This window comes from Acidovorax sp. LjRoot38 (assembly GCF_964252975.1).
Lineage (GTDB): Bacteria > Pseudomonadota > Gammaproteobacteria > Burkholderiales > Burkholderiaceae_C > Acidovorax > Acidovorax facilis.
The window spans coordinates 45,627-69,482 of record NZ_CAXUPT020000001.1 but is presented as its reverse complement, the minus strand read 5'-3'; the positions used below and the strand labels follow the sequence as shown (position 1 = coordinate 69,482).

The following is a 23,856-nucleotide window of genomic DNA, read 5'->3' as shown; positions in this document are numbered from 1 at the left end:
TCAGTCTCCAATGTATCGATAAGGCTGCCGTACCTTGCAACTTGCGCGGCCCGCACCAGCGGCCACCGTGCAAGGGCAGCCCCGCCGCACTGGTGGCGTCCCCCTTCCCATCGCGCAGCGATGAGAGAAGGGGGAAGCGACGCAGCCGCTCAGGGGGATGGTCACTACCTAAACCAGATGAAAGTCATGACGACAAACAGCGGCACCAGGATGCCCCCCGACCACAGCATGTAGCCAAAGAAGCTCGGCATCTTCACGCCCCGGTCTTCGGCGATGGCCTTGACCATGAGGTTGGGCGCGTTGCCGATGTAGGTGTTGGCGCCCATGAACACCGCGCCCGCCGAGATGGCAGCCAGCGTAGGCGCCAGGGTGGTCATCAGCACCGCAGGGTCGCCACCGGCAGTGTTGAAAAACACGAGGTAGGTGGGGGCGTTGTCGAGGAAGGAGCTGAGCGCGCCCGCGGCCCAGAAGTACATGGCCGGGTCGGGCGAACCATCTGCGCGGGTCACGGCCGACACAACGGCGCCAAACGGACCGTTGACGCCCGCCTTGAGCATGGCGATAACCGGGATGATGGTGAGAAAGATGCCCGCAAACAGCTTGGCCACCTCTTGCATCGGCCCCCAGCCGAACTGGTTGTCTTCATGCACCTTCTTGGGCGTGAGCCACAGGGATACAAAGGTGACGATGACCAAACCGACGTCGCGCACGATGCCAGGCAGGCCAACGTCGGTGCCCGCGATGTTGAACACCACCGACGACTTCCAGAAGCCGCTGACCAGCACCAGCGCCACCACCACGCCCAGCAGGGCAAAGTTGACCTTGCCATCAAAGCCGATGGCCCGGCTGTCGGGTGTGGGGTCGGCCGTGATCACTTCTTCGCTGCGGCGGTAGTACCAGGAATCGAGCACAAAGAAGATGGCCAGCAGCGCACCCACGAGGAAAAGCGTTTCCTGGAAGATGTGGCTCACCGTCCAGAAGAAATCCACGCCCTTCAGGAAGCCCAGGAACAGCGGCGGATCGCCCAGCGGCGTGAGCGAGCCCCCGGCGTTGGACACGATGAAGATGAAGAACACCACCACATGCGCCACATGCTTGCGGTTGTCGTTGGCGCGGATCAGGGGGCGGATCAGCAGCATGGACGCCCCGGTCGTGCCCATGAAGCTGGCCAGCACGGCGCCAATGGCCAGGATGGTGGTGTTGAGCCCCGGGCTGCCGTGCAGGTTGCCGCGAATGAAAATCCCGCCCGCAACCGTGAACAGCGCAGTCAGCAGGATCACAAACGGGATGTACTCCGCCACCAGCGCATGCACCAGACTCACGCCCGCCATGCCGGGGCCGAATGTGATGGCAAACGGCACCAGAAACGCCAGCCCCCAGGCTGCCGCCACCTTGCCAAAGTGGTGGTGCCAGAAGATCGGCGCCAGGAGCGGCATGAGGGCAATCGACAGCAGAATGCCCGCGAATGGAACGCCCCAGAGGACGGACAGCGTGCTGCCATCGATGTCGGCGGCCAGGGCCCAGCCGGGCAGTGCCGCCAAAAGACCGGCCACTGCCAGCCCGCGCGAGAGTTTCATGGGTTGTGTCTCCATCCAGTTATAAAAATCGGTGCGCCTCACGGCGGTTTGACGTACTTCACAGCACATCGTGGCACTTCACGGAACCTCTGGGCGCTTCCGAGCGCCAGCGCGGCTACGCTGTCGCAGGGATATCAAACACCTGCCGCAGGTAGGCGAGGTATTTCTCGTCATCACACATGCCTTTGCCCGGCGTGTCCGACAGCTTGGCCACAGGCTGGTCGTTGCAACGCGTCATCTTGATGACCACCTGCAGCGGCTCGTGCGCCGGCGGGCTGCCCAGGTCATTGGTGAGATTGGTGCCAATGCCAAACGCCAGCTGGCAGCGGCCCCGGAACTGCTGGTACAGCTCGATGGTGCGTGGCACGGTCAGCGCATCGCTGAAGATCAGCGTCTTGGTCAGCGGGTCCACGCGGTTCTTGCGGTAGTGGTCCAAAAGGCGCTCGCCCCAGGCAAACGGGTCGCCACTGTCATGCCGCGCGCCGTCAAACAGCTTGCAAAAGTAAAGGTCAAAGTCGCGCAGGAAAGCGCTCATGCCGTACACGTCCGACAGCGCAATGCCCAGGTCCCCCCGGTACTCCTTGGCCCACATCTCAAAGCCAAAGACCTGGCTGTCGCGCAGGCGCGGGCCCAGCGCCTGGCAGGCCTGCAAATATTCGTGCGCCATGGTGCCCAGGGGCGTCACGCCCAGCTTCATGGCGTAGAGCACGTTGCTGGTGCCCGCAAACTGGCCCGGGCCTGCCGGTGCGCCGGGGCGGCGGTCGCCCGTGCCCAGGCGGGCCACCAGCACGCGCAGCACTTCTTCGTGCCAGGCGCGGCTAAAACGCCGGCGCGTGCCGTAGTCGGCAATCTTGAGGTCCGACAGGCCGTCACCCTGCAGCAGCGCAATCTTGGCATCCAGGCGGCGTCGGCCTTCCAGGAAGTCGGGCACTTTCTGCGTGTTGCGAAAGTAGACCTCATTGACGATGGCCAGCACCGGGATCTCGAACAGGATGGTGTGCAGCCACGGCCCCCGGATGGAGATTTCGATCTCGCCGTTGTGCTGGGGCGTGACGGTGATGTATTTCTCGTTGAGCTTGAACAGCCCGAGAAAATCCACGAAGTCGCTCTTGATGAACCGCAGGGATCGCAGGTAGGCCAGTTCGGCATCCTGGAACTGCAGGCAACACAGCGACCGGATCTCGTCGCGGATTTCGTTGGCAAACGGCGCCAGCTGCACGCCGGGGTTGCGGCACTTGAATTTGTATTCGACCTGCGCCCCCGGAAACTGGTGCAGCACGACCTGCATCATGGTGAACTTGTACAGGTCGGTGTCGAGCAGGCTGGTGATGATCATGGACAGGGCAAGCCTCAGAAATCGCGAACACGTTCCCAAGGCCTCAGACCGGGCAACGAAGCCACAAAGTGTAGGCCATAGGGAGCCCAGGCACCGCGCAAGGCCAGCGGCGTCAGCCAGGTTTCAGCCGCCGCACAGCGCCTGGCCTGGTTGAGTGCCCTGTGGTGCACCAGCGCCTATCTGTGTTGCGTTACGCGCTATCAAAACCATATCAGGCAATTTGCACGCGGTCAGCCGGGCACCACCAGAGCCTGCAGCACGGTGCGCAGCGCCTCGGGCACGGGCACCGGCCGGCGGGTTTCGCGGTCCACATACACATGGATGAAATGGCCAGCGGCAGCGGTCAGCGGCTCGCCTTGGGCAAACAGGCCCACCTCATACCTGACGCTGGAGCCGCCCAGCCGTGCCACGCGGATGCCCGCCTCCACCGTCTGCGGAAACGCCAGCGGGGCAAAGTAATTGCACTGGGTTTCGATCACCAGGCCAATGGTGCCGCCCGCATGGATATCGAGCACGCCCTGGTCGATCAGGTGGGCATTGACCGCTGTGTCAAACCAGCTGTAGTAAACGACGTTGTTCACATGGCCATACACGTCGTTGTCGGCCCAGCGTGTGGTGATGGAGCGAAAGGCCTGGTAGGCGCTGCGCGGCTGCGGGGACGGGCGGTCGGCCGGTGCGGACGCAGCGGCAGGGGTGGTGCTGGCGGCAGAAGTCATGGCCGCACATTCTGCCAGCGCTGGTGGTACTGCCAGGCCACGCGCCAGGTGTTGAGCTGGGCCAACACCGTGTCGTCCAGGTTGCGGCCGTAACCTCCGGCCATGGCAAAAACCAGGGGGATGCGCCGCTGCCACGCCCAGTCGAACACACGCCGGTCGCGCGCCTCCAGCCCGTCGTGCGTCACCGCCAGCCGCCCCAGGCGGTCACCCTCATGGGGGTCGGCACCTGCCAGATAGAAGATGAGCTGGGGCGCAAACCGCTGCTCCAGGGTATCGAGTGCCTGCTCCAGGGCCTGTAGATAGTCAGGGTCCGTGCAGCCATCGGGCAGCTCGACATCGAGGTCGCTGGGCTCCTTGCGGAACGGAAAGTTGCGAGCCCCGTGCAGCGACAGCGTGAACACGCTGTGGTCTCCCCGGAAGATGTGCGCCGTGCCGTTGCCCTGGTGCACATCCAGGTCAATCACCGCCACCTGGAGCGGCCGGGCGGTGCGCCCGCCGCCTCCCCGCGCCCATTCCACCTGCATCAACCGGGCGGCCACCGCCACGTCGTTGAACACACAAAACCCGCTGCCCTTGTCGGCATAGGCGTGATGGGTGCCCCCCGCGAGGTTGCCCGCCACCCCTTCGTGCAGCGCCACGCGGCTTGCGGCCACGGTAGCGCCCACAGAGCGCCGCGCGCGCTCGGCCATGGCCTCGCTCCAGGGAAACCCAATCTCGCGCTGGGCCAGGGGCGGCAGCGTGCCGTCGGCAATCGCATCGATGTAGTCGGGCGCATGGGCCAGCGCCAATTCGCGGTCGGATGCGGGCAAGGCCACCTGGAGCGACACACCCGGCAGGTGTTGGGCAATCCGGTCGCGCAGCAGTCTGTACTTGGCCATGGGAAACCGATGGCCTTCGGGCAAGGGCAGCACAAAATGGTCTGCGTAATAGGCGTGCATGACGCGATTGTGGCGAAGGGCGGATTTCTGGGTGGCCGTCCCTAATTTGCTGCACCGCAACAAAAAACCCTTGCAATCGCGAACGAAGCCCCTAAAATTCAACCCATGCTGCACTGCAACATGACTTACCGAGTCAGGGCCAGCGCAGATGTCTGTGAACCACCTGGCCTTCAAGGCCCTCATTTTTAGGAGATATGACATGACGCTGACCGCTGAACAAATCCTGGCCTCGCACAAAGCCAACATCGAAACCCTGTTTGGTCTGACCACCAAGGCCTTCGAAGGCGTGGAAAAGCTGGTTGAACTGAACGTGACCGCTTCGCGCGCTGCCCTGTCGGAAGCCGCTACCCACACCCAGGCTGTCCTGGGCGTGAAGGACGCTCAAGAACTGCTGGCCCTGCAAGCCGGCCTGTTCCAGCCCCTGGCTGAAAAGACCGCCGCCTACAGCCGTCACCTGTATGACATCGCTTCGGGCACCGGCGCAGAATTCGGCAAGGCTTTTGAATCGCAAGCTGCTGATGCTCAGAAGAGCTTCACCAACCTGGTCGACAGCGCCGCCAAGAACGCACCTGCCGGCTCCGAAACCGCTGTGGCCGTGATGAAGAGCGCCGTCTCTGCCGCCAACAACGCTTTTGAATCCGTTCAAAAGGCCGTCAAGCAAGCGTCTGACGTGGCCGAAGCCAACTTCAACGCCGTGGCCAACACCGCTGCCAACGCCGCCAAGACTGCAGCTCCCCGCAAGCGCTAAGTCCAGTACCTGCGGTCTGGAGTGCAACCTCTAGGCCGCATTCAGGGAATACCCTGATAATTCAACCACGCGCTGCGGACACCCTCCGCAGTGCACCAGTTGTCTCCTTGGATCCTCTCGAAACCCCCGTTTCAGGGATCCTTTTAAAGCCCGGTTCATGACCGGGCTTTTTTTTGCCTGGACCTTCGCGCAGCGTACTGGAACTGGCTCTGCGCGGCTTCAGCGGCCGGTTCGGCGGGCGACGGGCCCTCGTTGTGGCGGGCCTTGTCGGAAATTCCCGCCCCGTCCTTCCCGACGTGCAGACTCGCCTTTGCGCTGCATCAGACGCTTGCACCAAATCCCGCTCTCTCTCGGGCGTTTATTAAGAATAATTCGTGTTTGCTTTATCATTGGCGGAGTTACAACCCCGAAAGATGCATCCATGTCGAAGACTGTGAAAGCCTTGCTGAGTGCTTGTGCCCTGGCCGCCGCTGCAGGCGTTGTCCATGCTCAGGAACAAGTCGTCAACCTCTACTCGGCCCGCCACTACTCCACCGACGAAGCGCTGTACAGCGGCTTCACCAAGGCCACTGGCATCAAGATCAACCGCGTGGATGCCGATGACGCCGGCATCCTGGCGCGCCTGAAGGCCGAGGGCGCTGCCTCGCCAGCGGACGTGATCCTGCTGGTGGACGCCGCACGTCTTTACAAGGGCGAAGTGGACGGTCTCTTCCAGCCCATCCAGTCCAAGGTGCTGAACGACGCCATCCCCGCCAACCTGCGCAGCAAGCCAGCCGCTGACGGCGGCATCGCCTGGTTCGGTCTTTCCACCCGCGCCCGCGTGATCGTCTACAACAAGGTCAAGATGCAAAAGGCGGACGTCGATACGTACGAAGAGCTGGGCGACCCCAAAAACAAGGGCAAGCTGTGCATCCGCTCCGGCTCGCACCCCTACAACCTGAGCCTTTTTGGCGCCGTGACAGAGCACATGGGCGAGCAGAAGGCCGAGGCCTGGCTCAAGGGCCTGGTGGCCAACCTGGCGCGCCCTCCCAAAGGTGGGGACACGGACCAGATCAAGGCAGTGGCTGCTGGCGAATGCGATATCGCCGTGACCAACAGCTACTACCTGGCCCGCATGATGCGTTCTACCAAGCCTGAAGATGTGGCTGTGGTGAACAAGGTGGGCGTGGTGTTCCCCAACCAGGAATCCTGGGGCACCCACCTGAACATCGCGGGCGGCGCTGTGGCCAAGCACTCCAAGAACCAGGCCAACGCGGTCAAGTTTCTGGAATACCTGGCCAGCCCGGAAGCACAGAACTACTTTGCCAATGGCAACAACGAGTGGCCTGCCGCAAAGGGTGTGACCCTGGACAACCCTGCCCTCAAGGCCATGACGGGTGGACAGCCTTTCAAGAGCGAGACCATTCCTATCAGCGCAGTGGGTGCCAACACCACGAAGGTGCAGCAGATGCTGGACCGCGTCGGCTTCCAGTAAGCCCGCCCGGCTCCTGACAAGCCCGGCCTGGCCGGGCTTTTTTTCGCCTGCAGAAAGTCGGCCTCGATGCGCCATAATTGACGTTTACGTTAACGTCACTTACAGGAGACAGCACATGGACATCAAGGGCAAGGTATTCATCGTCACCGGCGGCGCATCGGGCCTGGGTGAAGGTACGGCACGCATGCTGGCGGCCCAGGGCGGCACCGTGGTCATTGCCGACATGCAGGCCGAAAAAGGCGAAGCCGTGGCCAAGGAGATCGGCGGCGCCTTTGTAAAATGTGATGTGAGCAACGAGGCCGATGGCCAGGCGGTAGTGGCCAAGGCGGTTTCGCTGGGCAAGCTCATGGGCCTGGTCAACTGCGCTGGCATTGCCCCCGCAGAAAAAACAGTGGGCAAGAACGGCGCCCATGCCCTCGCGCTGTTCAGCAAGACCATCACGGTCAACCTGATCGGCAGCTTCAATATGATCCGCCTGGCCGCCGAAGCCATGAGCAAGAACGAACCCGAATCCACCGGGGAGCGCGGTGCGCTGATCTCGACGGCCAGCGTCGCGGCGTATGACGGCCAAATTGGCCAGGCAGCCTATGCCGCATCCAAGGGCGGCGTGGTCGGCATGACCCTGCCGATCGCCCGCGACTTGGCGCGCAACGGCATCCGCAATATGACGATTGCCCCCGGCATCTTCGGCACACCGATGCTGTTTGGCATGCCGCAAGAAGTGCAGGACGCGCTGGCCGCTGGTGTGCCCTTCCCTAGCCGCCTGGGCACGCCGCAGGACTATGCCAAGCTGGTGCAGCACATCTTTGAGAACGACATGCTCAATGGCGAAGTGATTCGCCTCGACGGTGCCATCCGCTTGGCACCACGCTGAAACAATGGCCTGTGGCGCTGACAGCGTCACACCTTATTTGCTATTAAATATATAGCATACAAGGCTTTCATATAAAGCGCTACGGGCCATTTTCTTCAAACTTCTACCTTTCGCACCTCCTGAGAAGGAGGTTGTCATTGCCAGGAAGTTAGACGGCTGTCATCAGCAGCCTGTTCACGGTTTCGCATGGTCATAAGCAGGCTCTCAGACCAGGGTGACGCGACGCTCTGTCATCCAGGCATCCAGTTGCGCCGCCGGAACCGGCCGACTGAAGTAATACCCCTGGCCGGTATTGCAACCCAAAGATAGCAAAGCTTCACACTGCGTGGCCGTCTCGACCCCTTCGGCGATGGACTCCAGGTCGAGGCTCTGCGCCAAGCCGATGATGGCGCGCACGATGTGTTGGGCGCTGCCATCCTCGCCAAGATGGCGCACGAAGGACTGGTCAATCTTGAGCTTGTGAACCCGCAGGCGCTGGATGTAGCTGAACGACGAGTAGCCTGTGCCAAAGTCGTCAATGGACAGCTGCACCCCCAGGTCGAACAGCTGCTGGACAATGGCGATCACCTTTTCGGGGGCGTCCATGGCAATGCTCTCGGTCAGCTCCAGCTCCAGCATCTGAGGCGACACCCCGCTGTCAGCCAGTGCCTGCTGCACCATCTCGACCAAACCGGGATGGCGAAACTGAACCATCGACAGATTGACCGCCACCGTGAACCCGGTATGGCCCGCTTCGCACCACGCGCGTGCCTGTGCCAATGCCGTGCGCAATACCCATTCCCCAATGCCCAGAATCTGCCCACTGCTTTCCGCCACGGGGATGAACTCTGCGGGGCTGATCAAGCCGAGCTCCGGATGGGTCCAGCGCAGCAATGCCTCAACCCCGGTGAGCCTGCGGTCGCGCAAACGGATCTGGGGCTGGTAGTGCAACGCCAACTGGTTTTGCACCACCGCACTGCGCAACGCATTTTCTATCTGCAACACCCGCAATGAATGGGCTTGCATATCGGCAGAGAAAAACCGGTAGGTGTCACGCCCCGTCTCCTTGGCACGGAACATCGCCGCATCAGCACGCTGTGCCAGGGTTTCAAACTCACGGCCATCCTCTGGATACAAAGCAATGCCGATGGACGACGTCACCACCAGCTCATGGTGGCCCAACCTGCAGACCCGGCGCACCTCGGACTGCAGGCTCTCGGCCACATGGGCGGCATGCTGCGCATCCGCCAATGGCAGCACGATGATGAACTCGTCTCCCCCAGGGCGCGACACGGTATCCTCCTCGCGCAGCACCAACTGCAGCCGGTGTGCGATCTCCACCAGCAACTCATCGCCCACCTGGTGACCCAGGGAGTCATTGACATTCTTGAAATGATCCAGATCCAGGTACAGCAATGCAAGATGCTGTCCGCTGCGCTGGGTCAGCGCAAGCGCCTGGCTGAACCGCGACGCAAACATCGTACGGTTGGGCAAGCCCGTCAGCGCATCAAAGTTGACCAGCTTGCGGATACGCTCTTCATCGCGCTTGCGTTCGGTCACATCTTCTTGCACGGCCAGGTAGTGCGTGATCCGCCCTTGCTCATCGTGCAGCGGCGAAATGATGGCCGACTCATAGTACTCACGACCGTCCTTGCGGCGGTTGAGAAACTCGCCGCGCCAGGCACGCCCCGATGACAGATGCGCCCAAAGGTCGGCATAAACAGACAGCGGGGTTCCCCCCGCGCTGAGCAGACGCGGGTTGCGCCCGACAACTTCGGCAAGGCTGTATCCGGTGGTGACGGAAAAAGCCGGATTCACATATTCAATGTTGCCGTCGGCTCCAGCGATGAAGATCGAATTGGGAGCCTGCTCTACGGCATGGCGCAGTTTGCGCAAAGTATCGAGCGTCTGCACCCGCTGCGTGATGTCACGGGACAACACCACAAAATGCGCCTCTGACGCCTCATCCATCACTTTGCGGGCCACGGAGAGTTCGAACCAGTGCTTGCCATCTGGCAGATCGAGTGTGTACTGGAAATCACGGGCAACCCCGTGCTCGGCAGCCGCGTCAATGGCACGCTGTGCCACCGCAGCAGCCTGCGGTGGAAGAATGTCGTGAATGGTGCGACCCAGAACCTGTTCGTCCGGCAACAGCAGCAACTCGGGCTGGCGCGTATGGATCTCGACATAACGACCACCGCGCGTCACCTCGAACATGAGATCGGGAACCGCGTCCAGCACCGCACGCAAGGCCTTGTCGGACTGCTTCAATGCGCGGTATGGCGCCTCAATAGTGCCCACAAAAATGGCCCGGTACAGATAGTAGTAACCCACCACCTTGTAGACATGGCCCAGCAGGTTGAAAGGATCAGTGGCGGTAACGTAGAAAGTGAAAAAGAACTCGCTCAGGGCCATCACCCAGACCGCAGCGAAAAGGCGAGCCACATCAAACGATGTACGCTCTCTCGCCAGACGCAACAAGAGAGCCAGCGACGCGGCATACAAGGCAATCACGCCATATTCAGCCGCAATCTTGAACGGGGTAAGGCCTGTTGATCCGTAGGTTTCGGGATACCAGTGCGGGTACCAGAAAACCAGCACGTGAACCGCTGCGACAACGCCCAGGACCAGCGCCAGCACGGCAAATCGCCCCTGCCCCGCAGATGCCGAATCCCCAGGCGCATGCCAGTGCAGCCCCAGCGCCCACAGCAGGCTTACAGCCACCAGGTAACGCGCAGGCAGCCAGAAATTGATGCCCTTGGCCACCGAATTGGCCGTGACGTAATCGGGCATGCCAGCATACGACAGCATGTGCGAAAAATCTAGCAGGGCCACACCCAAAAACCCGCAGGCGAGGATGAACACGTTCCGCTGAGGATTGATGCTGTGCGCCTTCCAGCCCACCGCAAAGACCAGTGCCGACACCACAATAGAGAGCGTTTCCAGCCCCTGGTGAAGTACCAGGAAATGCCGCACTCGTTCGGAAGTCGCCATCGAGAAATATGCCCAAGCGGCAACTGCAGCCCCGGTCAGCAGCCACAACACAGGAGCCACACTTCTGAAGCTGGCGGTATGTTGGGAATGGATCTGCTACCGAGAGGGAGTCATGGGCGCCTTGTCTCTTTGATGTGCCCCACCCTCAGTGCGGCCATGCCGTTACACATTCTTGCACACCCCGTCTTCAGCCACAAACCAGGAACGCAGGCGCAAAAAAAACCGCTGCAGCCTTGCGACTGCAGCGGTTGATGACTGGCGGAGTGGACGGGACTCGAACCCGCGACCCCCGGCGTGACAGGCCGGTATTCTAACCAACTGAACTACCACTCCTGGCAGGCAGCTTTTGCTTGCATCTTTTCAACACAAGCCAAGCGCTACAACTTGGCGACCCTACGGGGATTCGAACCCCGGTACTCACCGTGAAAGGGTGATGTCCTAGGCCTCTAGACGATAGGGTCAAAACCTTGGAACTAACCGTTAACAAACTTTGGTGGAGGTAAACGGGATCGAACCGATGACCTCTTGCATGCCATGCAAGCGCTCTCCCAGCTGAGCTATACCCCCACTTAATGACTCGAAACACACCGTGTTTGTTGTCATCATCTGAGCCTTGAATTATAGACAGATTTTTAGCGGTTTCGCAAACGCGCTACAACTTTTTCACGACCGACCAATTCCAGCACGGCATCCACCGAGGGCGTGTGGGCCGTACCCACGGTCAGCACCCGTGCGGGCATGGCCAGCTGGGGCATCTTCAGGCCCTGGCTAGCCAGCACCTGCTTAAACGCAGCGCTGATGGAAGCCTTGTCCCATGCACAGGCCGACAGCGCATCGGCCAAAGCATCCAGCGCGGGTGCAATGGCTTCGGTAACGTGCTGGCTGCGCTCCGCATCCACGGGCGTTACTTCACCGTAGAAGACATGCGCCCAATCGGCGAGCGCCACTGTGGTGTCGCAGCGATCCTTGAACAAGGCGCAAATCCGCGCAAGCCGTCCATCTGCCAGCGCTTCGGCAGATACACCCCGCTGCTGCAGCTGAGGCGCCACCAGCGCGGCCAGTGCATCGTCGGCCATGGCTTTGAGGTGCTGGGCGTTCACCCACCGCAGCTTGGCTTCGTCGAACTGGGCCGCACTGCGGCCCAGGTGGTCGAGGTTGAACCACTGCAGGAATTGCTCGCGGCTGAAGATCTCATCGTCGCCGTGGCTCCAGCCCAAGCGCGCCAGGTAGTTCACCATGGCATCTGGCAGATAGCCCTCATCGCGGTACTGCGTGACGGGCTTGGCACCGTTGCGCTTGCTCATCTTCTCGCCTTGCTCGTTGAGCACGGTGGGCAGGTGGGCATACACCGGCGGCTCCTTGCCCAGAGCGCGGAAGATATTGATCTGGCGCGGCGTGTTGTTCACGTGGTCGTCACCCCGGATCACGTGGGTGATGGCCATGTCGATATCGTCCACCACCACACAGAAGTTGTAGGTGGGTGTTCCGTCTGGGCGCGCAATCACAAGATCGTCGAGCTCGTCATTGCTGATCTCGATGCGGCCTTTGACCTTGTCGTCCCACGCCACCACACCGCCTTGCGGGTTCTTGAAACGCAGCACGGGCAATACCCCCTCGGGCACGGGCGGCAGGGTTTTTCCAGCCTCGGGGCGCCAGGTGCCGTCATAGCGGGGCTTTTCCTTGGCGGCCATCTGCTTCTCTCGCAAGGCATCCAGTTCGGCCACGCTCATGTAGCAGGGATACACATGGCCTGCGGCCTGCAGCTCTGCCAACACAGTCTTGTAGCGGTCCATGCGCTGCATTTGGTAGAACGGGCCTTCGTCGTGGTCCAGCCCGAGCCATGCCATGCCTTCGATGATCACGTCTACCGCCGCCTGGCTGGAACGCTCCAGGTCCGTGTCTTCAATGCGCAGGATGAAATCGCCGCCCGTAGCACGGGCAAACGCCCAGGGGTACAGCGCAGAGCGGATGTTGCCCAGGTGGATAAATCCCGTGGGAGACGGGGCAAAACGGGTGCGCACGCGGCCCGCGCCGGAAGCAGTGGTATCAGTCATGTCAATAAGTTCTGGCCCTCGCGGGGCCAGTTTCAAGATTCAATCAATCCAGAGAGCGGGGGCAAAGCTTGCTGCCAGGTCGCCATCCAGGACAAGGCGACCTGCAACGATCCTATGCCTAAACCTCTTGGGCATTCGGCAGCGCCAGGCGGGAGGTGTCTTCCTCTCCCTCCTCCACCCCCACCCGCCCCTCGTTCAGGCTGGCGATGCCCTCGGCGGTAATGTCTCCGGTCACATAAACACCATCAAAGCAGGACGCATCAAACCCTACGATGGCGCTATTGAGGGCGCCCACCGCCTTTTTCATGCCGTCCACATCCTGATAAATCAGTGCGTCGCAGCCAATCGCCTGGCGAATCTCTTCCACGGTGCGGCCATGGGCCACCAGTTCGCTGCTGGTGGGCATGTCAATACCGTACACGTTGGGGTAACGCACCGGCGGTGCAGCGCTGGCAAGGTACACCTTGCGCGCGCCGGCGTCACGTGCCATCTGCACGATCTCGCGGCTGGTGGTGCCACGCACGATGGAATCGTCCACCAACAACACGTTGCGACCCTTGAACTCGCTGCCGATCACATTGAGCTTCTGGCGCACCGACTTCTTGCGCACACCCTGCCCCGGCATGATGAAGGTCCGGCCCACATAGCGGTTCTTGACGAAGCCTTCGCGGTAGGGGATGCCCAGCAGGTGGGCCAGTTGCGTGGCACTGGGGCGGCTCGACTCCGGGATGGGGATGATCACGTCGATTTCGTTGGGTGGCACGGTAGACACCACGCGCTTGGCAAGGGCCTCGCCCAGGTTCAGACGCGCCTGGTACACCGAAATACCGTCGAGCACCGAGTCCGGGCGCGCCAGGTACACGAATTCGAAGATGCAGGGGTTGAGCTGCGGGTTTTCGGCGCATTGGCGGGCATGCACCTGTCCGTCGAGCGTGATGAAGATCGCCTCGCCGGGGTCGATGTTGCGCTCGAACACATGCGATGTGCCCTCCAGGGCGACGGATTCGCTGCCCACCATCACGGTTCCATCCTGGCTGCGCCCCATGGCCAGCGGGCGAATGCCGTGCGGGTCGCGGAAGGCCAGCAGGCCGTGGCCTGCTATCAGCGCGATCACGGCATAAGAGCCCTTGATGCGTTTGTGTACCGCACGTACCGCAGTGAAGACGTCTTCAGGCTGCAGCGGCACACCCCGGGTGGCGCGCTCCAGCTCGTGCGCGAACACATTCAGCAGAACTTCAGAATCGCTTTCCGTGTTCGTATGGCGGTGGTCCGTCAGGAACAGCTCGGTGCGAAGTTCGCGCGCATTGGTCAGGTTGCCGTTGTGCACCAGCACGATGCCGAACGGTGCATTGACATAGAACGGCTGCGCCTCTTCTTCGCTGTAGGCGTTGCCTGCGGTGGGGTAGCGCACCTGGCCCAGACCCACATTGCCAGGCAACGCGCGCATGTTGCGCGTGCGGAACACATCGCGCACCATGCCCTTGGCCTTGTGCATGAAAAACTTGCGGCCCTGCTGGGTCACGATGCCCGCTGCGTCCTGACCACGGTGCTGCAAGAGCAGCAAGGCGTCATAGATCAGCTGATTGACGGGCGCTGGACTGACGACGCCGACGATTCCACACATAGTTGTATTCCATCCGTTTGCGGGAACAGCCCCGCGGCAACCCAGCGGCAACGGCTTCTGGCCGCAACCGCATCGCTATCAGGAAGGCAGATGCCTTCCAAATTCTTCCGGCAGCGCCGGTTTCAAGCCCCGAAGCACTTCAGCCAGCACCGGGGCCCCTTGGGACTCCTGCCACCACAAGGCTTCGTGCAGGGGCGTGAGGCCCGCCACCACGGCCACCGCCAGCAGCAAAACCACCCCGCGCAACACCCCGAAGGCCGCCCCCAAAGTACGATCTGCAGGCCGCAGGCCGATGGCGTCCACCAGCTTTTTTGCCAGCCATGTCAAAAAGCCGCAGGCAAACACCGACGCAACAAACACCACCACAAACCCTGCGGCATAGCGCAATGCTTCGGCTGACTCGCCCATAGGCAACAACGCCGCCATGTCCTCGGCAAACCATTGCGCCACAAAAAAAGACACCACCCAGCCCACCAGAGACAGCACCTCGAACACCAGCCCGCGCCATGCCCCTATGAGCATCGATGCCAGCAGCACCGCCGCAAAAATCCAGTCCAGCGCAGCCATGGATGCAGAAACCCCTTGGCGCTGGCCTACAGAGTCAGCACAGAGGCCGACAGATCCAGCGCCTTGATGCGCGCCGCAGCCTTGTCCGCCTCAGCCCGGTTGGTGAAAGGCCCCACACGAACCCGCGTGCGCTTGCCATCCTTGGTGTCCACCACCTGGGTGTAGGTTTTCATGCCTGCACGCTCCACTTTGGTACGCGCTTCTCGGGCTTTGTCTGCGTCTGCGAAAGCACCCACCTGCACAATGAACCGGGCTTCCTCTGGGGTGGCAGCTGCAGTCGCGGGCTCTGCCGACCGGCCTTCCAGCAGCGCACGCGCGCGGGCAGCCTCGTCCGGGCGCTGCACAGGCTTGGGCTCGCTGGGCACCGGCGGCTTGGGCTCTGGCTTCGGTTCGGGTTTTACTTCCGGTTTGGCTGGCGCTGCAGGGGCAGGTTTGGAAGCCGCGGAACGCGATCCTTGCACCAGTTCCTCGCCATCCGCAAGGCCATTGCCCACCGCACTGTTGTTGCGCTGGGGCGTGGGGCGCGGTGCGGTGGCCACGTCCTGCGAAGACGGGGTCGAAGGCTTGGCAGCCGCTGGCGCCTCAGCAACCGGCGCGGGTACCACCAAGGGGGCCACCTTGTTGCGGTCCGGGATCTCGATGGGAATATCCACCGGAATCGGCCGGGGTTGGGTGTCAAACAGCATGGGGAAACCGATCACCCCAATCAGCACCAGCACTGCGGCGCCGATCAACCGATGGCGAGCACGCCGCCGCATCACCTCGATGCTCTCGGCCTGCGGGGTGCGCGGGCGCTTGGACGGCTTTTCGGCCTGAGCTTGTTCACCCTGACCGGGCCACCGAAACTTGAAAAATGCCATGGAGTAACGACTCGTTCGGACCTCAGAACCTGTCTATTGGCCCAGATGTTTGGCGTGCAGGCGAGGTGTTCCGTTGATCAGAACACCACCCACCGTGTAAAACGAGCCAAAGACCACGATTCTATCAGCGGGGTCTGCCGCGGCGACCGCCGCCTCCAGGGCCTCCATGGGGTCTGCGTGCAGACTGGAGGTCACATCGCGGCGCCCGCCCGCCACCATCTGCACGGCGTTCCACTTCTGCTGCAGGACGGCAGCAGTCTCGGCGCGTGGGGTCGGCAGGTTGGTGAAATACCAGCGGTCCACCAGCGGGCCGACCTTGGCGAGCATGGGCCCCAGGTCCTTGTCGGCCATGGCGCCGAACACCGCATGCGTCGTGGGGAAAAACCCCATGGCATCCAGATTGGCAGTGAGTGCAGCCACTGAATGCGGGTTGTGCGCCACGTCGAGCACCAGCGTAGGCTGGCCTGGCACGATCTGGAACCGCCCCGGCAGCTCCACCAATGCCAGCCCGTTGCGCACCGCCTGGGCCGTGACGGGAATGCGCTCGCGCAGGGCCTCCAGCGCGGCCAGCACGCCCGAGGCATTGATCAGCTGGTTGGCGCCGCGCAGCGACGGATAGGCCAGCCCCGCATAACGGCGGCCCCGCCCTGCCCAGCTCCACTGCTGTTTGTCGCCCGAGAAATTGAAATCCTTGCCGAAGCGCCACAGGTCGGCACCGATTTCCAGCGCATGGTCGATGACACTCTGGGGAGCCATCGGATCGCCCACGATCACCGGGCGGCCCGTGCGCATGATGCCGGCCTTCTCCCGGCCGATGCTCTCGCGGTCTGGTCCCAGGAATTCAGTGTGGTCGATGTCGATGCTGGTGATGATGGCGCAGTCGGCATCAATGACGTTGGTGGCATCCAGGCGCCCGCCGAGCCCCACTTCGAGGATGGCCAAGTCCAGCCGCGCATGGCTCATGAGGCGCAGGATGGCCAGCGTCGTGAATTCGAAGTAGGTGAGGGAGATTTCATTGCCATTTTGGACCCTGGCGCTTTCCACAGCTTCGAAGTGCGCTATCAAATCAGAAGCATTGACAATTTCACCGTGAACGCGGCAGCGCTCCTCAAAATGCACCAGGTGGGGCGACGTGTACACGCCTGTGCGGTAGCCCGCCTGCTGCGCCACCGCCTCCAGCATGGCGCAGGTAGAGCCTTTTCCATTGGTGCCCGCCACGGTGATCACGGGGCAGTCAAACCGCAGCACCATGCGGCGTGCCACTTCACGGACACGGTCCAGGCCCATTTCGATGTTGCGGGGATGAAGCTGCTCGCAGTGGCGGAGCCAGCCTTCCAGAGTGTGGATTTTGGTATGCATACAGGGCGGGATTGTCGCCCAGCCACAAGTTCGAGGATGATGCGCGGCATGACAACCTCACTCATCACCGTTTACGGTATACCCAACTGCGACACCGTCAAGAAATCCCGCACCTGGTTGACTGAACACGGCGTGGACTACCAGTTTCACGACTTCAAGAAACAAGGGGTGCCCGCCCACCGCCTGCCCGACTGGACGGCGGCAGCAGGCTGGCAAAAACTGGTCAATCGGCAGGGGACCACATGGCGAAAGCTGGACGCGCAAACCCAGGCAGCTGTCACCAACGACGATAGCGCCAGCGCCCTGATGCAGGCCCAACCTAGCGTCATCAAACGCCCGGTGGTGGAGTGGCAGCACGGTGGCCAGGTGCACATTTCCGTGGGTTTTGCTCCCGACCAATGGCAGATGTGGTTGGGACGGGCTGCAGGCACGTGAACCGGCACGTGAATCAATCGCCCGGACCGGAGAAATTGCACAAATCTTTACGCAGATTTACGGCGGGCAGGCCCTGAATTGACCGTGCGGGCCTAAACTTTTCGGCAGTCTGGTGCGTTATGTACCGACCCGAAAGGAGTTTCTCCATGAAAAAGATCGTCATTTTTTCCGCCATGGCAGCCATCGCCACCATGGCCAGCGCCCAGGAACAGGGCCGCGTGCTCTCGGCCACCCCCATCGTCCAGCAGGTCGCGACGCCGCAGCAGGTGTGTGGCAACGAGACCGTCTATAGCGGTAACCGCACCACCGGAGCAGGCGCCGTGATGGGCGCGATTGCGGGTGGCGCAGCCGGCAACGCCATTGGCAAAGGCAGTGGCCGCGCCGCCGCCACAGCCATTGGCCTGATCGGTGGCGCCGTGATCGGCAACCAGATCGAAGGTGGCCAGCCGCAGTACCAGAACGTACAGCGCTGCACGACCGAGACGTATTACGAGAATCGCACAGTGGGCTACGACGTGGTGTATGAATATGCAGGGCGCCAGTACACCACCCGCACCCAGAACGATCCAGGCCGCTGGATCCCGCTGAGCGTGCAGCCTGCAGGCCAGACCTATTCCACCCAGCCTGATCCTTACGCCTCACAAGGTGTGTACAGCCAGCCGGGCGTGGTGACCTCGACCTACCCTGCGCAACCGGTGTACCAGCAGCAGCCCACTTATGTGACGCCGCCCGTCACGGTAATCGAGTACGGCTACGACAGCCGTCCTTATTACCCGCACCACCGCAACCCCTACTGGCGCTAAGCCCGGGCATGCCAGCATCACCAAGAGCCCTTCTGGGCTCTTTTTTTGCGCCCAACGGCTGATGGGGATTTTTCAGAGGCCTGCTGCGGCGGCGCTCCCCGCCCCCTGCCCTAAAATCCCGGGTTTCCCTCTACCTTATCCAGCGCACCCATGACCACCGAAAAAATTGACGGCGTGTCCGTCACCACCCAGGCCAATGTGTACTTTGACGGCAAGTGCGTGAGCCACGGCATCACGTTTGCTGACGGCACCAAGAAGTCGGTGGGCGTGGTACTGCCCGCAACGCTGACCTTCAACACCGGCGCGCCCGAGATCATGGAATGCGTGGCCGGATCCTGCGAATACAAGCTGGACGGCACCGACGCCTGGGTCAAGTCTTCGGCGGGCGACAAGTTCAGCGTGCCCGGCAACTCGAAGTTCGACATCCGCGTGACCGAGGCCTACCACTACATCTGCCATTTCGGCTGATCGTTCGACTGCGCATTCGGCTGGAATTTGATTGATTTTGGCCTCTAGCGCTTATCTAGCAAGCGCAAGCAGCTATCATTTTTGAGAAGCATTTCATGGCAACCATCCTCCAGAACCTCCCCCTCGGCCAGAAGGTCGGCATTGCATTCTCCGGTGGCCTGGACACCAGCGCAGCCCTGCACTGGATGAAGCTCAAGGGCGCCGTGCCCTACGCCTACACCGCCAACCTCGGCCAGCCCGACGAGCCCGACTACGAAGCCATTCCGCGCAAGGCCATGGAATACGGCGCCGAGAAGGCTCGCCTGGTGGACTGCCGCACCCAACTGGCGCACGAAGGCATTGCGGCCCTGCAGGCTGGCGCCTTCCATATCAGCACTGGCGGCCTCACCTACTTCAACACCACGCCCCTGGGCCGCGCTGTGACCGGCACCATGCTGGTGGCGGCGATGAAGGAAGACGACGTCAACATCTGGGGCGACGGATCGACCTTCAAGGGCAACGACATCGAGCGCTTTTACCGCTACGGCCTGCTGACCAACCCCTCGCTCAAGATCTACAAGCCCTGGCTGGACCAGCTGTTCATCGACGAACTGGGCGGCCGCGCCGAGATGTCGGCGTTCATGACACAAGCCGGTTTTGGCTACAAGATGAGCGCCGAGAAGGCCTACAGCACCGACAGCAACATGCTGGGCGCGACGCACGAGGCCAAGGACCTGGAGTTCCTTTCCAGCGGCATCCGCATCGTGAACCCCATCATGGGCGTGGCATTCTGGAAGGAAGAAGTCGCCGTCAAGGCCGAGGAAGTGTCGGTCCGCTTTGAAGAAGGCCAGCCCGTCGCCCTGAACGGCGTGGAGTTCAACGACCCGGTGGAGCTGATCCTCGAAGCCAACCGTATCGGCGGCCGCCACGGCCTGGGCATGAGCGACCAGATCGAAAACCGCATCATCGAAGCCAAGAGCCGCGGCATCTACGAAGCCCCGGGCCTGGCGCTGCTGCACATCGCCTACGAGCGCCTGGTGACCGGCATCCACAACGAAGACACCATCGAGCAGTACCGCATGAATGGCCTCAAGCTGGGCCGCCTGCTGTACCAGGGCCGCTGGTTCGACCCCCAGGCCATCATGCTGCGCGAAACCGCCCAGCGCTGGGTGGCCCGCGCCGTGACCGGCACCGTGACGCTGGAACTGCGCCGTGGCAACGACTATTCGCTGCTGAACACCGAATCGCCCAACCTGACCTACGCGCCCGAACGCCTGTCGATGGAAAAGGTGGAAGACGCACCTTTCAGCCCGCTGGACCGCATTGGCCAGCTGACCATGCGCAACCTGGACATCTCAGACACGCGCGACAAGCTGGGCGTGTATTCGCGCGCTGGCCTGCTGTCGCTGGGTGGCAATGCCGCCCTGGCGCAGCTGGAAAACGACCGCAAATAAACCTTGGGCCCAGAATATGGGTCAAAAATGGCTCTAGCGCTTACCCATCAAGCGCTAGCAGCTACATATCTATGAGCAAAGCCACCGGAAACGGTGGCTTTTTTCTTTGCGGGGAAGGTTGGCTGCTGGTCTAAACCACCACCGGCTCGGGCTCCAGCCGGATGCCAAAGCGCTCGTACACGCTGGTCTGGATGGCCTTGGCCAGGGTCATCACCTCGCCGCCCGTCACGCTGTCGGCGCCGTGCCCCCGGTTGACCAGCACCAAGGCCTGCTTTTCGTACACCCCCGCCTTGCCGATGGACTTGCCCTTCCAGCCGCAGGCATCAATCAGCCAGCCCGCCGCCAGCTTGATGCTGCCGTCGGGCATGGGGTAATGCACGATCTTGGGCTCGCGCGCGATGATGTCGGCGCACTGGTCGGGCGACACCGTGGGGTTCTTGAAGAAGCTGCCTGCGTTGCCCACCACGGCAGGGTCGGGCAGCTTGGCGCGGCGAATGTCGCAGATCCAGTCAAAAATCTGCTGGGCACTGGGGTGCTCCACGCCCGCCTCGGCGCGGCGGCGCTCCAGATCGAGGTAGCCCAGCACGGGCTTCCAGGGCTTGGGCAGCCGAAACCGCACATGGGTGATGACCGCGCGCCCCGCCAGGCCCATGCCGCGCGGCATCCCGCTGCCGTCGGGTGCTTCAGACGGCGCATGCTTGAAGACGGAGTCGCGGTAGCCAAAGCCGCACTGCGCGGCATCCAGGCTGAACGACTGGCCGGTGGCCAAATCGAGGGCGTCGAGCGATTCAAACCGATCCTGCAGCTCCACGCCATAGGCACCGATGTTCTGCACGGGCGAGGCGCCCACCGTGCCCGGGATGAGCGCCAGATTTTCCAGCCCCGGGAACCCGTGCGCCAGCGTCCAGGCCACAGCATCGTGCCAGACCTCACCCGCACCCGCCTCCACGATCCAGGCCTTGGGGGTTTCCTCCACCAAGCGCAGCCCCTTGATCTCCATCTTGAGCACGACAGATTTCACATCGCCGGTCAGGATGATGTTGCTGCCCCCGCCCAGCACAAACTTGGCTGCGGGGGCCAGCTCCATATCGGCCAGAACGGCCTTCAGATCCGACACGGAGCGCACACGCACCAGGGTTTGGGCTCGCGCAGCAATGCCAAAGGTGTTCCAGGGCTGCAAAGGGGCGTTTTTCTCGACTACCATTGGCCCGATTGTCGCACCCGCCCTTTCGGGCTCCTGCGATCTGTAGCTGTTTTCCCTGAGATTGAGAGCCATCCATGCCATCTTTTGACACCGTCTGTGAAGCCAACCTGGTTGAAGTGAAAAACGCCGTCGAGAACACCGCCAAGGAAATCGCCACCCGTTTCGACTTCAAGGGCACATCGGCCAGCATCGAGATCAAAGACAAGGACATCACGCTGATCGGCGACGCCGACTTTCAGCTCACCCAGATCGAGGATGTACTGCGCAACAAACTCACCAAGCGCAACGTGGACGTGCGTTTTCTGGACATGGGCGATGTCCAGAAGATAGGCGGCGACAAGGTCAAGCAGGTCATCAAGGTGCGCAACGGCATCGAGAGCGAGCTGGCCAAGAAGATCCAGAAGCTCATGAAGGAAAGCAAGCTCAAGGTGCAAGCGGCCATCCAGGAGGACAAGGTGCGCGTGACGGGTGCCAAGCGCGACGACCTGCAGGCGGCCATGGCGCTGATCCGCAAGGATGTAACGGACGTTCCCCTGTCGTTCGACAACTTCCGCGACTGAGATGGCGCACCCCCTGAGTCGCTTCGCGCCTTCCCCCTCCAGGGGGACGACGCCCTCGCTGCGGGGCGGCCCTGGCTTGGCGTCCCTCGCCTGGGCCGCGCCAGTTCCGAAGTACGGGGGAGGCGCACAGCGCCATCAACGAATGACGATCCACTCCTTTGCCCTGGCCGCGCTGGTTGCTCTGTGCTTGGCTCCGTCCTGGGCTCATGCGCAGGCGGTGGCGCTGGCGGGCATGCTGGGCAGCAAGGCCTTGCTGGTGGTGGATGCCAACCCACCCAAGGCGGTGGGTGCTGGGGATGAGTACCAGGGCGTCAAGGTCGTTACCGTCACCAAAGAAGAAGCCACCATCGAAGTCAATGGCACGCGACGCGTGCTGCGGCTGGGCGAGGCCCCGGTGAGCGTTGGCGCCCGTGGCGGAAGCGGCAAGCGCGTCGTATTGATGGCCGACAGCCGTGGGCATTTCATCAACAGCGGCACCATCAACGGGCGTGTGATGCAGTACATGGTGGACACCGGTGCTTCCACCGTGGCCATCGGGCGGCAGGATGCTGAGCGCATGGGGCTCAACTACCAGAACGGCCAGCCCGTGCGCATGAACACGGCCAATGGTGTGGCGCAAGGCTGGCGCATGAAGCTGGACTCAGTGCGCATCGGCGATGTCGAGGTGTTCGGGGTCGAGGCCATCATCACCCCGCAGCCCATGCCCTACGTGCTGCTGGGCAACAGCTTTCTGACCGAGTTCCAGATGACACGCATCAACGACCAGATGGTGCTGGAAAAGCGCAACTGAGCCTGACCGCTGCACACACCACCATGTCTGCCCACCACTCCACCGGCACCCCACACCACGCCGAAGGCGAGTACGAGGACTTGCTGGGCCTGTGGTCAGACCTGGAATCAGCGCTGTCGGTGCTGCTGTCGCGACCTCTGCAGGTACAGGATTTTGCCGCCAAGGTGCGCCAGTTCGATAGCTGGATGCAGGACCTGGTGGCGCACGACATCGACGCAGCGCTGTACCTGATGTTCCAGCTGGCGTCCACATCCACCGTGGGCTATAGCGCCTCCCATGCGCTGGTGTGCGGCACCTTGTGCCACATCATGGCGCACGAACTGCAGCTGGCACCACGCGAGCGCGACAGCCTGGTGCGCGCGGCCCTCACCATGAACATCGGCATGACGGCCCTGCAGGATGAGCTGGCCGAACAGCGTGAACGCCCGACACCGGTCCAACAAGAGGCCATCAAGAGCCACCCGGAAGAAAGCATGATGCTGCTGGAGCGCCTGTTCATCAACGATGCGCTCTGGCTGGACGTGGTGGGACAACACCATGCCACCGTGGCCGACCGTGTGCCGCTGGCCAACCAGGACCCCGTGGACCGGCTCACACGCGTCCTGGGCACCATCGACCGCTATGCAGCCATGATCAGCCCACGCAAGTCCCGTGCAGGCCGCAGTGCCACCGACTCGGTACGCGCCATCGTCGGGCAGGAGATCGACCAGCGCGACGAGGTGAGCTACACCCTGGTGCGCTCCATCGGCCTGTGCCCGCCAGGGACTTTTGTGAAGCTCGACAACGGCGAGACCGCCATCGTGCTGCGCCGCAGCGAAAAAGCCAATCATCCGCTGGTCGCCAGCCTTCTGGACCGCACCGGCACCCACCACGCGCAGCCCAGCCTGTACCAGACGGCCACCGGAAAACCCCGCATCCAATCCGCCCTGGCCCGATCGGCCGTGAGCCTGGAGCTCAACCACCGCACCATGGTGCGCCTGGGCCTTTATGCCGCCCAGCACAGCGCCGGGCTCCGGGGGCTGATTTCAGGGCCAGGTTCGCTGTAGAACCTGTCCGTCCAAGA

The 23,856-nt window shown here is 62.4% G+C and carries 21 protein-coding genes and 3 tRNA genes; 10 read left to right on the top strand and 14 right to left on the bottom strand.

The genetic code is table 11. From position 1 onward, the window contains the following. Positions 1-164: 164 nt before the first annotated feature. The 4 genes from ACSQ22_RS00335 to ACSQ22_RS00320 form a co-directional block, all read right to left on the bottom strand. Positions 165-1,577, bottom strand: a complete 1,413-nt coding sequence (locus ACSQ22_RS00335) for a sodium:proton antiporter (RefSeq protein WP_436129066.1) — start codon at positions 1,575-1,577, stop codon at positions 165-167. 115 nt (positions 1,578-1,692) lie between these two features. Further along, positions 1,693-2,913: a nicotinate phosphoribosyltransferase gene (pncB, locus tag ACSQ22_RS00330; protein WP_176886269.1), complete on the bottom strand. Its 1,221-nt coding sequence runs from the start codon at positions 2,911-2,913 to the stop codon at positions 1,693-1,695. A gap of 230 nt (positions 2,914-3,143) precedes the next feature. Then, the gene (locus ACSQ22_RS00325) at positions 3,144-3,629 is read right to left on the bottom strand and encodes an acyl-CoA thioesterase (RefSeq protein ID WP_436129065.1); all 486 of its coding nucleotides are present in this window, start codon (positions 3,627-3,629) and stop codon (positions 3,144-3,146) included. Further along, positions 3,626-4,567: a histone deacetylase family protein gene (locus tag ACSQ22_RS00320; RefSeq protein ID WP_121420426.1), complete on the bottom strand. Its 942-nt coding sequence runs from the start codon at positions 4,565-4,567 to the stop codon at positions 3,626-3,628. The genes ACSQ22_RS00325 and ACSQ22_RS00320 overlap by 4 nt, the downstream gene beginning before the upstream one ends. A 199-nt stretch (positions 4,568-4,766) precedes the next feature. Here ACSQ22_RS00320 and ACSQ22_RS00315 point away from each other — a divergent pair, with 199 nt between their 5' ends. From ACSQ22_RS00315 to ACSQ22_RS00305, 3 genes are all read left to right on the top strand, one after another. Continuing rightward, on the top strand, positions 4,767-5,315 hold the full coding sequence (locus ACSQ22_RS00315) for a phasin family protein (RefSeq protein ID WP_055402564.1): 549 nt from the start codon (positions 4,767-4,769) through the stop codon (positions 5,313-5,315). Between the two features lie 421 nt (positions 5,316-5,736). Then, complete coding sequence (locus ACSQ22_RS00310) at positions 5,737-6,789, top strand: extracellular solute-binding protein (protein ID WP_121506091.1); 1,053 nt, start codon at positions 5,737-5,739, stop codon at positions 6,787-6,789. 115 nt (positions 6,790-6,904) lie between these two features. Continuing rightward, complete coding sequence (locus ACSQ22_RS00305) at positions 6,905-7,663, top strand: 3-hydroxyacyl-CoA dehydrogenase (RefSeq protein WP_055402569.1); 759 nt, start codon at positions 6,905-6,907, stop codon at positions 7,661-7,663. Between the two features lie 204 nt (positions 7,664-7,867). On the opposite strand, the gene ACSQ22_RS00300 is transcribed toward ACSQ22_RS00305, so the two are convergent. The 9 genes from ACSQ22_RS00300 to folC form a co-directional block, all read right to left on the bottom strand. Continuing rightward, the gene (locus ACSQ22_RS00300) at positions 7,868-10,636 is read right to left on the bottom strand and encodes a bifunctional diguanylate cyclase/phosphodiesterase (protein ID WP_436129064.1); all 2,769 of its coding nucleotides are present in this window, start codon (positions 10,634-10,636) and stop codon (positions 7,868-7,870) included. Between the two features lie 256 nt (positions 10,637-10,892). Further along, positions 10,893-10,969, bottom strand: a tRNA-Asp gene (locus ACSQ22_RS00295). A gap of 52 nt (positions 10,970-11,021) precedes the next feature. Further along, positions 11,022-11,097: transfer RNA gene (locus ACSQ22_RS00290), tRNA-Glu, on the bottom strand. 30 nt (positions 11,098-11,127) lie between these two features. Then, positions 11,128-11,203: transfer RNA gene (locus ACSQ22_RS00285), tRNA-Ala, on the bottom strand. A 65-nt stretch (positions 11,204-11,268) separates the two neighbouring features. Continuing rightward, positions 11,269-12,690 carry a glutamate--tRNA ligase gene (gene gltX / locus ACSQ22_RS00280; protein ID WP_121420429.1) on the bottom strand — a complete coding sequence of 474 codons (1,422 nt, stop codon included), beginning with the start codon at positions 12,688-12,690 and terminating at the stop codon, positions 11,269-11,271. A gap of 118 nt (positions 12,691-12,808) precedes the next feature. After that, entirely contained in the window at positions 12,809-14,314 is a 1,506-nt protein-coding gene (purF, locus tag ACSQ22_RS00275; RefSeq protein ID WP_055402574.1) for an amidophosphoribosyltransferase, read from the bottom strand. A gap of 78 nt (positions 14,315-14,392) precedes the next feature. After that, positions 14,393-14,881 carry a CvpA family protein gene (locus tag ACSQ22_RS00270; RefSeq protein WP_121420430.1) on the bottom strand — a complete coding sequence of 163 codons (489 nt, stop codon included), beginning with the start codon at positions 14,879-14,881 and terminating at the stop codon, positions 14,393-14,395. A gap of 26 nt (positions 14,882-14,907) precedes the next feature. Continuing rightward, positions 14,908-15,741: an SPOR domain-containing protein gene (locus ACSQ22_RS00265; protein ID WP_436129063.1), complete on the bottom strand. Its 834-nt coding sequence runs from the start codon at positions 15,739-15,741 to the stop codon at positions 14,908-14,910. A gap of 33 nt (positions 15,742-15,774) precedes the next feature. Beyond that, positions 15,775-17,100, bottom strand: coding sequence for a bifunctional tetrahydrofolate synthase/dihydrofolate synthase (gene folC / locus ACSQ22_RS00260; RefSeq protein WP_055402580.1), 1,326 nt, complete (start codon positions 17,098-17,100; stop codon positions 15,775-15,777). 48 nt (positions 17,101-17,148) lie between these two features. On the opposite strand from folC, the gene ACSQ22_RS00255 reads away from it, so the two are divergent. The 4 genes from ACSQ22_RS00255 (at position 17,149) to argG (ending at position 20,239) form a co-directional block, all read left to right on the top strand. Next, positions 17,149-17,535, top strand: a complete 387-nt coding sequence (locus ACSQ22_RS00255; RefSeq protein WP_121508656.1) for an ArsC family reductase — start codon at positions 17,149-17,151, stop codon at positions 17,533-17,535. Positions 17,536-17,681: 146 nt separating this feature from the next. Then, on the top strand, positions 17,682-18,338 hold the full coding sequence (locus tag ACSQ22_RS00250) for a glycine zipper 2TM domain-containing protein (protein ID WP_121420433.1): 657 nt from the start codon (positions 17,682-17,684) through the stop codon (positions 18,336-18,338). Positions 18,339-18,488: 150 nt separating this feature from the next. Next, entirely contained in the window at positions 18,489-18,806 is a 318-nt protein-coding gene (locus ACSQ22_RS00245; protein WP_121506085.1) for a pyrimidine/purine nucleoside phosphorylase, read from the top strand. A gap of 95 nt (positions 18,807-18,901) precedes the next feature. Further along, positions 18,902-20,239, top strand: a complete 1,338-nt coding sequence (argG, locus tag ACSQ22_RS00240; protein WP_055402586.1) for an argininosuccinate synthase — start codon at positions 18,902-18,904, stop codon at positions 20,237-20,239. Positions 20,240-20,369: 130 nt separating this feature from the next. Here the strand turns inward: argG and murB are convergent, their stop codons facing one another. Beyond that, positions 20,370-21,443: a UDP-N-acetylmuramate dehydrogenase gene (gene murB, locus ACSQ22_RS00235; protein WP_436129062.1), complete on the bottom strand. Its 1,074-nt coding sequence runs from the start codon at positions 21,441-21,443 to the stop codon at positions 20,370-20,372. Positions 21,444-21,517: 74 nt separating this feature from the next. On the opposite strand from murB, the gene ACSQ22_RS00230 reads away from it, so the two are divergent. From ACSQ22_RS00230 to ACSQ22_RS00220, 3 genes are all read left to right on the top strand, one after another. Then, positions 21,518-22,003 (top strand): YajQ family cyclic di-GMP-binding protein, encoded by a 486-nt coding sequence (locus tag ACSQ22_RS00230; protein WP_055402590.1) that lies wholly within the window; start codon positions 21,518-21,520, stop codon positions 22,001-22,003. A gap of 142 nt (positions 22,004-22,145) precedes the next feature. Further along, a complete protein-coding gene (locus ACSQ22_RS00225) occupies positions 22,146-22,793 on the top strand; it encodes a retropepsin-like aspartic protease family protein (protein ID WP_426304409.1) in 648 nt (215 codons plus the stop codon). Positions 22,794-22,816: 23 nt separating this feature from the next. Beyond that, entirely contained in the window at positions 22,817-23,839 is a 1,023-nt protein-coding gene (locus tag ACSQ22_RS00220) for an HD-GYP domain-containing protein (protein ID WP_055402593.1), read from the top strand. Positions 23,840-23,856 lie beyond the last annotated feature (17 nt).